At 62.8% G+C, this 12,989-nt stretch carries 12 protein-coding genes and 1 other RNA gene; 11 read left to right on the top strand and 2 right to left on the bottom strand.

Going from position 1 to position 12,989, the window contains the following annotated elements; genetic code table 11:
* Nucleotides 1-3: 3 nt before the first annotated feature.
* From KI811_RS09330 to KI811_RS09315, 4 genes are all read left to right on the top strand, one after another.
* Nucleotides 4-189 carry a hypothetical protein gene (locus tag KI811_RS09330; protein WP_214186203.1) on the top strand — a complete coding sequence of 62 codons (186 nt, stop codon included), beginning with the start codon at nucleotides 4-6 and terminating at the stop codon, nucleotides 187-189.
* 6 nt (nucleotides 190-195) lie between these two features.
* Nucleotides 196-1,014, top strand: coding sequence for an AAA family ATPase (locus tag KI811_RS09325; protein ID WP_214186202.1), 819 nt, complete (start codon nucleotides 196-198; stop codon nucleotides 1,012-1,014).
* A gap of 3 nt (nucleotides 1,015-1,017) precedes the next feature.
* On the top strand, nucleotides 1,018-2,979 hold the full coding sequence (locus KI811_RS09320) for a hypothetical protein (protein ID WP_214186201.1): 1,962 nt from the start codon (nucleotides 1,018-1,020) through the stop codon (nucleotides 2,977-2,979).
* Between the two features lie 63 nt (nucleotides 2,980-3,042).
* Nucleotides 3,043-4,269 (top strand): Tll0287-like domain-containing protein, encoded by a 1,227-nt coding sequence (locus KI811_RS09315; RefSeq protein ID WP_214186200.1) that lies wholly within the window; start codon nucleotides 3,043-3,045, stop codon nucleotides 4,267-4,269.
* 53 nt (nucleotides 4,270-4,322) lie between these two features.
* Here the strand turns inward: KI811_RS09315 and ssrS are convergent.
* Nucleotides 4,323-4,503: non-coding RNA, 6S RNA (gene ssrS / locus KI811_RS09310), on the bottom strand.
* A 42-nt stretch (nucleotides 4,504-4,545) separates the two neighbouring features.
* Complete coding sequence (aroF, locus tag KI811_RS09305) at nucleotides 4,546-5,580, bottom strand: 3-deoxy-7-phosphoheptulonate synthase (RefSeq protein ID WP_214186199.1); 1,035 nt, start codon at nucleotides 5,578-5,580, stop codon at nucleotides 4,546-4,548.
* Nucleotides 5,581-5,741: 161 nt separating this feature from the next.
* On the opposite strand from aroF, the gene KI811_RS09300 reads away from it, so the two are divergent.
* The 7 genes from KI811_RS09300 to KI811_RS09270 all read left to right on the top strand — a co-directional run bounded on the left by KI811_RS09300 (nucleotide 5,742) and on the right by KI811_RS09270 (nucleotide 12,935).
* Nucleotides 5,742-6,026: a DUF507 family protein gene (locus tag KI811_RS09300; protein WP_214186198.1), complete on the top strand. Its 285-nt coding sequence runs from the start codon at nucleotides 5,742-5,744 to the stop codon at nucleotides 6,024-6,026.
* A gap of 28 nt (nucleotides 6,027-6,054) precedes the next feature.
* Nucleotides 6,055-6,327, top strand: coding sequence for a DUF507 family protein (locus KI811_RS09295; protein WP_214186197.1), 273 nt, complete (start codon nucleotides 6,055-6,057; stop codon nucleotides 6,325-6,327).
* A 14-nt stretch (nucleotides 6,328-6,341) separates the two neighbouring features.
* Nucleotides 6,342-6,908 (top strand): hypothetical protein, encoded by a 567-nt coding sequence (locus tag KI811_RS09290; RefSeq protein WP_246551589.1) that lies wholly within the window; start codon nucleotides 6,342-6,344, stop codon nucleotides 6,906-6,908.
* Between the two features lie 139 nt (nucleotides 6,909-7,047).
* Nucleotides 7,048-7,335, top strand: a complete 288-nt coding sequence (gene groES, locus KI811_RS09285) for a co-chaperone GroES (protein WP_004513794.1) — start codon at nucleotides 7,048-7,050, stop codon at nucleotides 7,333-7,335.
* Between the two features lie 185 nt (nucleotides 7,336-7,520).
* Nucleotides 7,521-9,161: a chaperonin GroEL gene (groL, locus tag KI811_RS09280; RefSeq protein ID WP_214186195.1), complete on the top strand. Its 1,641-nt coding sequence runs from the start codon at nucleotides 7,521-7,523 to the stop codon at nucleotides 9,159-9,161.
* A 279-nt stretch (nucleotides 9,162-9,440) separates the two neighbouring features.
* Complete coding sequence (locus KI811_RS09275) at nucleotides 9,441-11,501, top strand: serine protein kinase PrkA (RefSeq protein WP_214186194.1); 2,061 nt, start codon at nucleotides 9,441-9,443, stop codon at nucleotides 11,499-11,501.
* Between the two features lie 195 nt (nucleotides 11,502-11,696).
* Nucleotides 11,697-12,935 carry a DUF444 family protein gene (locus KI811_RS09270; RefSeq protein ID WP_214186193.1) on the top strand — a complete coding sequence of 413 codons (1,239 nt, stop codon included), beginning with the start codon at nucleotides 11,697-11,699 and terminating at the stop codon, nucleotides 12,933-12,935.
* Nucleotides 12,936-12,989: the final 54 nt, after the last annotated feature.

The raw sequence follows: 12,989 nt of genomic DNA, 5'->3' as shown, positions 1-12,989 counted from the left end.
GGAATGGAACACGAGACAAAAACTTGCACCGTCTGCGGGAATGACTTCACCCCCGGAGTGGAGCGCACCCCTTACGAGGAGGCCGGTGAGTGGCTGGCGGCGGAGCTCTGGAACGACGCCGGCACCCTCTGCCCCCAATGCCTGGACAACCGGGCGAAACTCGCCATGATGTACGTTATCGACAGGTGAACGGCTATGGAACAGACAACCATTGACGGAATTTCTCTCACCCTGGCTGGCCCCGTGACGCTCCCCCTCAAATGGGTCGGCCAGGATGAGCTCCTCCAACAACTCCTGGCCGCCTGGATGGTCATCGACGACCGGGACATCCCCTTCAACCCCCGCCTCATCGGCAAGCCGGGCGTGGGAAAGACCACCCTCGCTTATGCCGCAGCGAGGCGGCTGGGTCGCCCCGTCTACCTCTTCCAGGCCACCATGGATACCCGCCCCGAAGACCTCATCATCACCCCGGTCATCGGCCCCGACGGGAAGATCCAGTACGCCGCGTCATCCCTCGTCTCCGCCATGGTGAAGGGGGGAGTTCTCATCCTCGACGAGGGGAACCGGATGAGCGAGAAGGCGTGGGCTTCCCTGGCGCCGCTCCTGGACGACCGGCGCTACGTGGAGTCCATCATCACCGGCCTCCGGGTGCCGGCCCACCGGGATTTCCGGATCGTGGTCACCATGAACGAGGACGCCTCCACCTTCGAGGTCCCCGAGTACATCCACTCCCGGCTCCAGCCCCAGATCTTCATCGACTTCCCCGAGGCCGACGAGGAGTTGATGATCCTCAAGGAAAACCTCCCCTTCGCCCCGACCCGCATCCTCAAGTACGTGGTCGACTTCCTCCAGCGGGCCCACGCCGCCGACGAGCTCTACTCGGTCCGCGACGGCATCAACATCGCCCGCTACGCCCTCAAGATGATGGCCGCAACCGAAAAGGACGCCGCCGAACTCCTGCCGCTGGCCGTAGAGCGGGTGCTGGGGGACGAGGCGCTGCGGTACCTGGCGTAAGCCATGCCCCATCGCCTCCACCTGGAACAGTTCGGCCCGGTCCACGCCCTCCCCGTCCTCCACTACCGGATGGAGTTCGCCTGGCTCGTGCGCGAGGCGGTGCACCGGGTGAAGCCCGACTGCATCGCCCTGGAGCTGCCGCCCACCCTGGAGGCTCCCTTCCTGCGGGGAGTGGCGCGCCTGCCGGAGGTATCGGTGCTCCGCTACGGCACCAGGGCGAAAAAGGGGGAGGAGACGGTCTATCTCCTCGTGGAGCCGGCGGACCCCCTGGTGGAGGGAGCGCGGCTCGGCCGGGAGCTGGGGATTCCCGTGGCGCTGGTCGATGTGGACACCGACTCCTATCCTCTCCACCACGAGCCCCTTCCCGACCCCTACGCCATCCACCGGATCGGCCTCACCCCCTACTATGAAGAGTACGGCAAGGGAGCGGCTGCCCTCCCCCACGGTCCCGAGGACCGGCGGCGGGAGCAGGGGATGGCCTTCCGGCTCCGGGAGCTGGCCCGGGAGCATGGGCGCATCCTCTTCATCTGCGGTATGTTCCACCTGGAGCGGGTGAAGGAGGAGTTCGGCCGCCCCCAAGCCGCCCCCCTGGAGCGGGTGAGGCGCGAGAACGTGGCCCTCTTCAACCTCCACCCCGATTCCTGCCGGGAGATCCTCGGGGAGTTCCCCTTCCTCTCGGCGGTGTACGAGCTGCGCCGGGGCCCCCTCCCTCCTGAGCTTGTGGATGGCGCCGCCACGCTCCGCAAGCGGTTCAGCGCCCTGGAGCTCATCGCGGGGGGGAAGCGGGAGATTCCCGAGGAGGAGCTTCTGCGCCACGCCGTGGAGCGGAGCGCCCGCCACGCGGGGCGGGAGGGGGAGTTCCCGGACCGGCAGCGGATCATCTTCCACCTCTTCCGGGAGGCGGCCCGCCACTACCGGCAGGAGACCGGCGAGCAGGTCCATCTCTGGCAGAAGCGGGCCTTCTTCCGCTTTGCCCGCAACTACGCCCTCACCGGAGGCATGCTCCTCCCCGATCTGTTCCAGCTCCTGGCCGCGGCCCGGGGGTGCATCGACGACAATTTCGCCTACGCCTTCTGGCGCCTGGCCACCCACTACCCTTGGCAGCGGACCGACGCCGACCTTCCCACCATCGCCATCTCTCCCGAGGAGATCTGGGGCGGCGCCCGCCGCATCCGCTTTCGTCCCCGGCAGAAGCGGCAGAAGGGGCTGTCGCACCTGGGGTTCCTGAAGCGGAAAAAGGAGAAGCGCCCCGGCGAGTGGCTGGAGGGGTTCGACAACCCCTCTATCTGCTCCTACCCGCCGGAGGATGTGGTGATCGAGGATTACGGCCGGTTCCTGAAGAGGAAGGGTGCCATGCAGCTCTCCGAGGAGCTCTCCCGCACCGAGCCCTTCACCGCCTCGCTCCTGGACGGGATCGACATGCGGGAGACCCTGCGTAACCTGACCGACGGCCGGATCTACGTGCGGGAGAACCAGCGGGCCAAAGGGGGCGTCGGCGGGGTGGTGGTGATCTTCGACGAGGACCGGGACAACCGCAGGTTCCCCTACCGGATGACCTGGCTCGGGGAGCACGACCAGGAGTCGGACATGGCCTTCTACGCCACCTCCCCGGCCGACAACATCGTGGGCCCCGGCATCTGCCGCTGCGAGTATGGAGGCTTCCTCCTCTCCTACCCTCCCCGGCGGATGATGGACGTCTGGCACGACCCCGACTACGCCTTTGCCCGCACCAAGGCCGAGGTGCTCCTTTTGGCTGCCCTGGACTACTCTCCGGAGAAGCATGTGGTCTACGCGGCGCCGCGCCCACCCCGGAGCATGTTCCGCCAGCTGGCGGCCCGCATGGGGAAGAAGATCGTCTACATTCCCCTCGGCTCCCTGTCACCGGTGAAGCTCAAGGGGCTGCGGGTCCTCCACATCCTCCATGGCCACGACAAGCGGGAGATCGCGAAGGACTATGTCTGGTGACTCTCCTTGTCTGCGGCGGCCGGACAGGTATACTAGAAGCAATATCAACGGCCGGAGGCATGCATGTCCTGGTTTGCCAACCTGAAGATCAGCACGAAGTTCAACATCATCCTGTCGCTCCTTCTGGTTTTCATCTTCCTGGCGGCGGCCTTCTTCGTCTACCATCGAGAAAGGGCGCTCATCGACCGGATCGCCGTGGACAACGCCCGGAGCATTGCCCGGCAGATCATCGAGACCCGCGACTACATCTCCAGCGTGGTGAAGGGGGAGCCCAACGAGAACTACAACCTGGTCCCCCAGGTGGTGGCCACCAACGTGGCCAAGCGGTTGACCAAGGGGAGCAACTACTACGTGCGCCAGGTTTCGCTCCGGTACCGCAACCCCGACAACCGTCCCGATCCGTACGAGGAAGAGATGCTCAAGCTCTTCGCCTCGAAGAAGAGCACGGAAACCTACCGCATCGTCAGGACCGGAAAGGAGCGGAGCTTTCGCTACATGCTCTCGATGGTGGCGGAAAAGAGCTGCCTCGAATGCCACGGCCGCTACGAGGATGCGCCTCCCTTTGTCCGGGCTCGCTTCCCCAAGGGGCACTTCTCCTACAACTACAAGGTCGGTGAGGTGATTGGCGCCGTGTCGGTCTCGATCCCCCTGGCCGACCTCTACCGCGAGGCCGGGACCAACTTCAGGCTCGACCTGGCCACGCGGGGGCTCACCTTCTGCCTCATTATCCTCGTGATGGGATTCCTCGTCCGGCGGACTATTATCGACCCGCTCCGGAAGGTTTCCGCCTCCATTACCCATGTCACCGCCACCGGCAGCTTCGGCGACCGGATTCCCCAGCGCTCCCGGGACGAGATCGGCGAACTCGTGGCCGCCTTCAATGGCATGATGGAGGAGTTGGACCTCAAGACCCGACAGCGGATGGAGTCCGAGGACCGCTACCGCAATGTCCTGGAGATGGCCCAGTCGGCCATCGTCACCTTCCTGGCCGACGGCAAGCTCATCATCGCCAACCGCCGTGCCGAGGAACTCTTCGGGCTTCCCAAGGGGGAACTCCTCGGTGCAACGATCTACACCTTCCTGGCCGACAGCGACGGGGTGCGGGACGGCATCGCGGCATACCTGCGCGACGGGACGGGGGGAGTGGTTGGGGAGACGACTTCCCGGAAAATACGGGACGTCAGGGGGGGGATAACCGAGGTTGAGATGGCCCTCTCCGTTTCACGGTCGGACCATAATCCCCTCTTTACGGCAATCCTGAGGGAGCACAACCAACACACGGCCTACTGAAAGGTTTCGGCACAAAAGGGGGGAGACGCACAGTGCGCTCCCCCCCTTTTTTTCATCCCTCCACCATGCCGTTGGCTTGTAAGGGCCTCACAGCGAGTTCCTTACAGGTGGCAGGCTCTGTACCGCTTCAGGCAAATCCCACATGATGGGGCAGCACACCACGGTAGAAAGAGCCCCCGTCTTACGTAAATGTTCCGCTGGGGCATATCAGCCTGACGAACATGGTAGAGAGATTTCTAATATTTATGGCCAGTTTAGCGCCCTCTCCCGGATAAATCAAGAGGCTTTTTCTCTGCCTCCATCGACTCCGAGGAACGCGTTCAGGCGCCTGATTTCCTCCATGAGGACGTCGAAACCGTGGAAGGTCAGGGACTGGGGACCGTCGGAGAGGGCCTTGTCCGGCTCCGGGTGTACTTCGATCAGCACGCCGTGTGCCCCGGCAACCAGGGCCGCCTTGGCCATGGGGGCCACGAGGCTCCGTTTTCCCGTGGCGTGGGAGGGGTCCACCATGACCGGCAGGTGGGACATCTCCCGAATGAGGGGAACCACTGCCAGGTCGAGGGTGTTGCGGGTGGCGGTCTCGAAGGTCCTGATTCCCCGCTCGCAGAGGATCACGTGAGGGTTCCCCTCGGCCAGGATGTATTCGGCGGCGGCCAGGAACTCCTCCAGGGTGGCGCTCATGCCCCGCTTGAGGAGGACCGGCTTGCGGGTGCGCCCAAGCTCCTTCAGGAGCTCGAAGTTCTGCATGTTGCGGGCCCCCACCTGGAGGAGGTCGGCGTATTCCGCCACAAGCCCCACCGTGTCGGGACTCATGACCTCGGTGACGATGGGGAGTCCCGTCGCCTCCCGGGCCTTGGCCAGGAGCTTCAGCCCCTCTTCCCGCATTCCCTGGAAGGTGTGGGGACCGGTGCGGGGCTTGAAGGCGCCCCCCCGGAGGAGATCCGCTCCTGCTTTCTTAACCGCCCGGGCGGTCTTCAGGATCTGCTCCTCCCCTTCCACCGCGCAGGGGCCGGCCACCACCACTGGCCGTTTCCCCTCGCCGATGGAGACGTCGCAGACTCTCACGATGGTGTTGCGGGGATGGAAGTCGCGGGAGACGAGCTTGTAGGGCTTGGATACGTGGATCACCTCCTGGACCCCGGGGAGGTCCCGGATGGTGGTGTCGTCCACGTACCCCTTGTTGCCGAGGACCCCGATGGCGGTCCGCTCGCTCCCCGGAATCGGCGCCGCCGTAAGCCCCATGGTTTCCACTGCCTTCACAACCGCCTCGATCTGTTTCGGACCAGCCTTGTGGTTCATGACGATCAGCACGCGCCCCTCCCTGTCCAGGATTGCAGTCTTCCCATGGGGGCAACGATACCAGAGGGGGAGGCGGGGGTCAACGGTGCCTTGCTTTTTCGCGGGCAATGGGTAGAATGGATTCCCCGGCCACAACGAGCGGCCCATGACGCGAAAAAGCATCGGGAGGACCCATGAAGCTCAAGGAAGCGCAGATCGCCCGGCTGGCGGAGCAGGTGCTGGAGCGGCTCACCGCGGCGGGGCTCATCACCCTCAAGGCCGAGCGAGGGGTGGTCCTCGACCGGATCAAGAAAGCCATCGCCGCCGACGCCAAGGGGGAAGAGGATCTGGAGCGTGAGGCCGAGCGCCTCCTGGAGCAGACCCTCCGCTCCATGGGGGGCGGCGTCGGCATCGACCGGCACAAGATGTTGAAGATGATCAAGGAGCGGCTGGCCAAGGAGAAGGGAATCGTCATCTGACCTTGCCGGTCGGAATGGAGTACGAAAAATGAGCATTTCCGAAGACCGCATTTCCCATCTGGCCCACCGGATCCAGGACCGGCTCTGGAAGGACGACGTCGCCGATTTTCCCGACGAGCGGCGCTCGCTGCAGTGCATCAAGGAGGCGGTCTCCTCCTTCTTCGCGGTGACCGGCGAGGTGGATGCCGCCGTCCGCAGGAAGCTTGCCTCCTACGCCCAGGCAAAGGTTCCGGGGAGCCGGGAGTACGAGGTGCTCTATCAGAAATTCTACCAGGAAGAGATGGCGAAGCGGAAATGGTGAGCCTCTGCGGCAGATTGACACGCGCGCTTGTTTATCCGGCGCTTTTGGCCCTCGTCGTTATGGGACTGGCCGGGTGCGGACCAAAACCCCAGATCAGCGTCTCCCCCTCCTTCCGCCCCGCCTCCGACGTGGAGACCGCCTACGTGGTACCCTTTGCCGGCGCCCTGGTCCCCGAGGAATTCTCCGCAACGGTCTTCAACGATTTCGTGGACCAGCTCAACGGCCGTCGGCGCGAGACGGGGATCCGCTCCTTCGCCATCCTCAAGGACGAGGTGAGCGTGGTGGACCCCGGCTGGCTCGCCCGCCAGTACTACATCTCCGGCGACATCTGGAGTTATGTGGAGGACTCGGGGTGCTGCTCCACCAATATCCGGGTCAAGGCCCGGGTCTATGTCCATGAGCCCGGCAAGAGCATTCCATCGGTGGAGATTTTTGTCCCCATGGAGAGCTTCTTCGATCACGACCGCTCCACCATCGACCGGGAGCGGGGCCGACTCGCCCGGGCCCTTGCCCGCGACCTTTCCCAGAAAGTCCTTGAGGCCCTGGCGCCGCCACGTCCCTCCGTGTCTTCTTCCCCCTGAAATTTTTTTTGCGAATGACCTTGATTTTTGTCCGGGGGGTGACTATAGTTACTTCGCGTTAGCACTCAGCTGTATCGAGTGCTAATTTTTTTCGATGAAATATCGTGAGCATACTCATGGAAGAAAGGAGAAGCAGCAGATGAAACTCAGACCGTTGCAGGACCGCATCCTCGTGAAGAGAATCGAGGAGGAGCAAGTTACCGCCGGAGGGATCTTCATCCCCGACACCGCCAAGGAGAAGCCCCAGCGCGGAGAAATCGTGGCCGTGGGCAATGGCAAGAAGACCGAGGATGGCAAGGTGATCCCCATCGACCTGAAGGTGGGCGACAAGGTGCTCTTCGGCAAGTATGCCGGCACCGACATCAAGGTCGAGGGAGAGGACTTCCTCATCATGCGCGAAGACGACATCCTCGGCGTCATCGAATAGAGTGGCTGGCTTCGCCAAAGGTCCATCTGCGGCGTTGCGTTCGTCGCGGCACGCTCAACGTACCGATGGGTACGCCTCGCGCCCCGCTCCTCACGCGCCTTGCATCGGGAGCCTTTGGCTGTGCCATGAAACAGCACAGGAACAACATACGAAAACGAAGAAATAAATAGGGAGGAACGAGTAACATGGCCAAGATTATCAAGTTCGATCAGGAAGGGCGCAACGCCATCCTGAAAGGTGTCAATACCCTCGCCGACGCCGTCAAGGTGACCCTCGGCCCCAAGGGGCGCAACGTCGTCATCGAGAAGTCGTTCGGTTCTCCGCTCATCACCAAGGACGGCGTCACCGTCGCCAAGGAAATCGAGCTGGATGACAAGTTCGAGAACATGGGCGCCCAGCTGGTGAAGGAAGTCGCCTCCAAGACCTCCGACGTTGCCGGCGACGGCACCACCACCGCCACGGTCCTCGCCCAGGCCATCTACCGCCAGGGCTCCAAGCTGGTGGCCGCCGGCCACAACCCCATGGAGATCAAGCGCGGCATCGACCAGGCTGTCGAGGCCATCGTGGGCGAGCTCCAGAAGATTTCCAAGCCCATCAAGGACCACAAGGAGATCGCCCAGGTCGGCACCATCTCCGCCAACAACGACAAGACCATCGGCGGCATCATCGCCGAGGCCATGGAGAAGGTCGGCAAGGAAGGGGTCATCACTGTCGAGGAAGCCAAGGCCATGGAGACCAGCCTTGAGACCGTGGAAGGGATGCAGTTCGACCGCGGCTACCTTTCCCCCTACTTCGTGACCGATCCGGAGCGCATGGAGGCTTCCCTCGAGAACGCCAACATCCTGATCCACGACAAGAAGATCTCCAACATGAAGGATCTCCTCCCGATCCTTGAGCAGACCGCCAAGAGCGGCCGCCCGCTCCTCATCATTTCCGAGGACATCGAGGGGGAGGCCCTGGCCACCCTCGTGGTCAACAAGCTCCGCGGCGTCCTCAACATCTGCGCCGTGAAAGCCCCGGGTTTCGGCGACCGCCGCAAGGCCATGCTGGAAGATATCGCCATCCTCACCGGCGGCAAGGTGATCTCCGAAGAGCTCGGCTTCAAGCTCGAGAACGCAACCTTTGACATGCTCGGCACCGCCAAGCGGATCACCGTTGACAAGGACAACACCACCATCATTGACGGCGCCGGCGTCGAAGCCGACATCCAGGGCCGCGTGAAGCAGATCCGCGCCCAGATCGAGGAGACCTCCAGCGACTACGACCGCGAGAAGCTCCAGGAGCGCCTTGCCAAGCTGGTGGGGGGCGTTGCCGTCATCAAGGTCGGTGCCGCCACCGAGACCGAGATGAAGGAGAAGAAGGCCCGCGTCGAGGACGCCCTCCACGCTACCCGCGCAGCCGTTGACGAGGGGATCGTCCCCGGCGGCGGTGTTGCCTACATTCGCTCCCTGCCGGTTCTTGACGGCGTTTCCCTCCCGGTGGAGCAGCAGTTCGGCGTCATCCTCATCAAGCGTGCCCTTGAGGAGCCGATCCGCCAGATCGCCCAGAACGCCGGCGTTGACGGCTCCATCGTCGTCGACAAGGTGAAGAACGGCGCCGACGCCTTCGGCTACAACGCCGCCGAGGACGAGTACACCGACATGCTCCAGGCCGGCATCATCGACCCGACCAAGGTCTCCCGCTGCGCCCTGCAGAATGCCGCATCCGTGGCCGGCCTCATGCTGACCACCGAGGCCATGATCGCCGACAAGCCCAAGGAAGAGGCAGCCATGCCGGCAATGCCCGGCGGCATGGGCGGAATGGGTGGCATGGGCGGCATGATGTAAATCATTCCGGCTCATTCCGGTTGAACATGAAAAGGGGAAGGACTTCGGTCTTTCCCCTTTTTCTGTTTCCGGCCTTTTGCCATCCTGTTGCTATAGAGTGGTTAAAACATAACGCTCTGGAATGGCGGCATATTCATCGAGAAAAAAATACTGTGCCGGTCTTGGCTGCCCGAAAAAATGTGTATACTTAATTAGCGCCAAGGGTTGCCCCGCGACCCGCACTTTTCGGGCTGGTGAAGACGCTCTTCGCCTGCCCGCGTTCCGAGGGGGGAGAAAACGATGAACGGTACCGGCACCGTGACGCTTCGCGATCACATCGCTGCGGTCAAGGAGGGGAGACGCCGCTTCGAGAATGCCTTCCAGGGGGTGACCCGGATGATCCTGGAGCAGGGGGTCGACAAGGTTGTGGTCAATGGCCGCACCACCTACGATTTCCGGATCTTCCGCACCGGCCGCAAGCACCCCGTCGGCATGTACGACGAGATCAACAGCTTCGTCTCCTTCGTGAAGGATGCGGCCGAGGGGGGGTCCTCCAAGGAGATGGCCTTCGTCCTGGTGGGAGAGCCGGGCAACGGCAAGACCTTCTTCGTGGAGTATGTCTGCGGCCGCTACCGGGAGTTCCTGGCGAAGCCCGAGAACCGGCGCCATTCCTTCCGTTACACGGGGATGGCGCAGCTGGGGAGCTACGGGAAGATCGACATTATCGAGTCCCAGACCTACGAGGATCCCATGGTGCTCGCCATGAACCTCTTCGAGTCACAAGACGAGGCCACGGAGTTCCTGGCCCGGGAGTTCGGCTTCACCGACAAGGAGCTTCAGCAGCTGGCCGACAACTACCGCCCCCTGGGGGCCTGCTCCAGTTACATCCTCAACGACATCCGCACCTTCACCGGCGGTAACATCGAAGAGATGCTGAAGTTCATCGAGGTGATTCCGGTCCCGCTCACCGAGACCCTCGGAACCGTCACCGGCAAATACGCGGCCAAGGACAAGATCACCTCCAGCGCCGTGGACCTTCTGGGTGAAGAGTCGATCCAGCGGCTCCTCCACATCACCGACATCAACAACCCCTACCGCTTTGATCTCCGCCGCGGCGCCCTGGCCCGGGTGGCCGGCGGCGGCATCCACTTCTCCGACGAGATCTACAAGAACAAGAAGGACTTGGTGCAGGTCTACCTGGGGGTCATCCAGAACCGGGTCATCGAGATCGACGGCTACCGCTGGCCCATCGACACCCTCATCATCGCCACCAGCAACAACGCCGAGTTCAACCGCTACCTCTCCGAGAAGGAGGAGGCTCCCATCATCGACCGCTGCCGCATCTGCTACGTCTCCCACAACACCAACTACCGGATGCAGGAGCAGCTCACCACCTACGCCATCGGCGGCGAGACCAAGACCACCCTGAACCGGGAGGAGCTCCACCAGGACCCGAACCTGAACTACGCCTCCTGCGTGGGGGTGGTGCTCACGCGGCTTCCACGCTCCGAGAAACTCACCCCCATCGAGGCCATGAAGCTGGCCGCCGGCGAGATCGCCGGGGAGAAGAGCCTCAAGACTCTGGCAGAGGTGGTGGACATCCTGAGCCAGGAGCAGGACGTCACCAAGCGCTTCGGCCAGAAGGGGCTCGGCCAGCGGAACCTGGGGCGGGCCGTGCAGCTCCTCGTGGAGAGCTCGGAGACCAACGAGGGGCGCTGCATGGTGGCTTACGACGTGTTCAAGTCCCTGGAGCGGATCGTCCTCGACTACGTTCCCGACCAGAACGACCGGGCCAAGTACCTGGAGGACCTGAAGATCGCCAAGGGGCTCTACCGCGAGCGGATCATGACCGAGATGTTCAACGCCTACATGGATGAGCCTTACGCCGTCAAGAAGGACGTCATGAACTATGTGAACATGATCATCGGCATCGACGCGGAGAGTCTCGGCCCTGACCGGATGTGGAAGTACAAAGATCCCCAGACCGGCGAGCTGAAGGCCTTGAAGATCGATGAGCGCTACGTGAAGAACGTGGAGGACCGTCTCGGTCTCAAGACCGACGAGCAGCGGGAGAGCTTCCGTACCTCCATTCGCAAGATCTACGGCCAGAAGATCTCGGTGGATCCCACCTACGACTTCATGGACAACCTGGAGCTGGTGAAGGCGGTGACCGATGTGCGGCTCAAGAGCGACATCGCCGGTGCCGGGAGCCTCATCGGCGCCCTTGCCAACCGGACCAACGAGGAGAACCAGAAGCTCTATGACCGGATGGTTGACACCATGCTGAAGAAGCTGGGCTACTGCCGGACCTGCGCCCAGAAGACGATAGAGTACTTCTGCACGCAAGAAGACGAGATATAGAAACGCGTCCGCAATCTCTGCATTGATCTTCACGATTGCTTGTGCGGCGTAGCACTGCTACGCCTCCGCGCAATCCTTCGAGCGCCTTGACCTTGCGACATTTTGCCAAAGGCAAATTGGACATCGAATGATGCCCGCAGGGTGAGGCCAGAGGCCGAATCAAAAATCCACGTTTCTGAATGGGTCGGAACCATAATGAAAACCGACGATTCCAAACCAATTGAATTGTGGAATATCTCCTCCCTTGCCCCCGAGCCAGAAGGGTCCTACACCACCCGGATCCGCTCTCTGGACGAACTTCTGGAGCGGGACCGGCTTCGGGAAGAGGATGGCTTTCCCCGCAAGATCCGGATCGGCAAGCTCATCAAGCCGGGCAAGGGGAAACAGGAGAAGTTCGTGGTGGTCCCCACCACGGTGGAAGAGAAGTTCATGCACGATCGGGCCCCCACTCCTCCCGAAGAGGAGGAGCCCATGGGGGGGACCGGCGACGAGGCGGAAGGGGATATCCTCGGCGAGCAGCCGGTTCGCCCCGAGCAGGGGGCGGGAAGCGGCACTGCTGGGCACGGCGGCGGCGAGGGGCATGAGTTGGAGTCATCGGCCTACGACCTGGGGCGGATTCTGACGGAGCGGTTCAATCTGCCGAACCTGAAGGAAAAGGGGAAGAAGAGCTCCTTCTCCCACTACACCTACGACCTCACCGACCGCAACCGGGGCTTCGGCCAGATCCTCGAAAAGAAACAGACCCTCAGGCGGGTCATCGAGACCAACATCGCCCTGGGGAACATCGACGATGTTACCAACATCGACACGACCCGCCTCCTCATCGACCCCCGTGACCGAATCTTCCGGATCCTCTCCCGGGAACTGGAGTACGAGTCCCAGGCTCTCGTCTTCTTCGTCCGCGACTATTCCGGCTCCATGGAGGGGAAGGCGTCGGAGGTGATCTGCTCCCAGCACGTGCTCATCTACAGCTGGCTCCTCTACCAGTTCGCCAGGCAGGTGGAGACCCGATTCGTCCTCCATGACAACGACGCCCGGGAGGTTCCCGACTTCTACACCTACTACAACCTCCGGGTGGCCGGGGGAACGAGGGTGGCAGCGGCCTACAAGATGGTGAACGACATCGTGGAGCAGGAGAGCCTTGCCAAGGATTACAACATCTATGTCTTCCACGGCACCGACGGCGACGACTGGGACACCAACGGCGAGGAGACCATTCCCGAGCTGCGGCGGATGCTCACCTATACCAACCGGGTGGGGATCACCATCGCCGAGCATAACGCCTACGGCTCCCGCGGGGCCACCGAAGTGGAGCGGTACCTGAAGGGATCGGGGCTCCTGGATGAAAAGCCGGAGTTTTTGCGCATGGATGTGATGGGCGAGGATGCCGACGAAACGCGGATTATCGATGGGATCAAGCGTTTGATTTCGTAGGAATTTTATGGGGTAGGGGCGCTGCTTGCCGCGCCCGTCATCGGATGCAAGGGC

This window comes from Geobacter hydrogenophilus (assembly GCF_018501225.1).
GTDB classification, from domain to species: Bacteria; Desulfobacterota; Desulfuromonadia; order Geobacterales; family Geobacteraceae; genus Geobacter; species Geobacter hydrogenophilus.
Note: the sequence above shows the minus strand (reverse complement) of the source record. Positions and strands in the feature narration are given on the sequence as shown.

What these genes read in the sequence shown, in the direction of transcription:
- KI811_RS09330 (WP_214186203.1), top strand. Translation starts at nt 4, where the DNA reads ATGGAACACGAGACAAAAACTTGCACCGTCTGCGGGAATGACTTCACC.
- KI811_RS09325 (WP_214186202.1), top strand. Translation starts at nt 196, where the DNA reads ATGGAACAGACAACCATTGACGGAATTTCTCTCACCCTGGCTGGCCCC.
- KI811_RS09320 (WP_214186201.1), top strand. Translation starts at nt 1,018, where the DNA reads ATGCCCCATCGCCTCCACCTGGAACAGTTCGGCCCGGTCCACGCCCTC.
- KI811_RS09315 (WP_214186200.1), top strand. Translation starts at nt 3,043, where the DNA reads ATGTCCTGGTTTGCCAACCTGAAGATCAGCACGAAGTTCAACATCATC.
- KI811_RS09300 (WP_214186198.1), top strand. Translation starts at nt 5,742, where the DNA reads ATGAAGCTCAAGGAAGCGCAGATCGCCCGGCTGGCGGAGCAGGTGCTG.
- KI811_RS09295 (WP_214186197.1), top strand. Translation starts at nt 6,055, where the DNA reads ATGAGCATTTCCGAAGACCGCATTTCCCATCTGGCCCACCGGATCCAG.
- groES (WP_004513794.1), top strand. Translation starts at nt 7,048, where the DNA reads ATGAAACTCAGACCGTTGCAGGACCGCATCCTCGTGAAGAGAATCGAG.
- groL (WP_214186195.1), top strand. Translation starts at nt 7,521, where the DNA reads ATGGCCAAGATTATCAAGTTCGATCAGGAAGGGCGCAACGCCATCCTG.
- KI811_RS09275 (WP_214186194.1), top strand. Translation starts at nt 9,441, where the DNA reads ATGAACGGTACCGGCACCGTGACGCTTCGCGATCACATCGCTGCGGTC.
- KI811_RS09270 (WP_214186193.1), top strand. Translation starts at nt 11,697, where the DNA reads ATGAAAACCGACGATTCCAAACCAATTGAATTGTGGAATATCTCCTCC.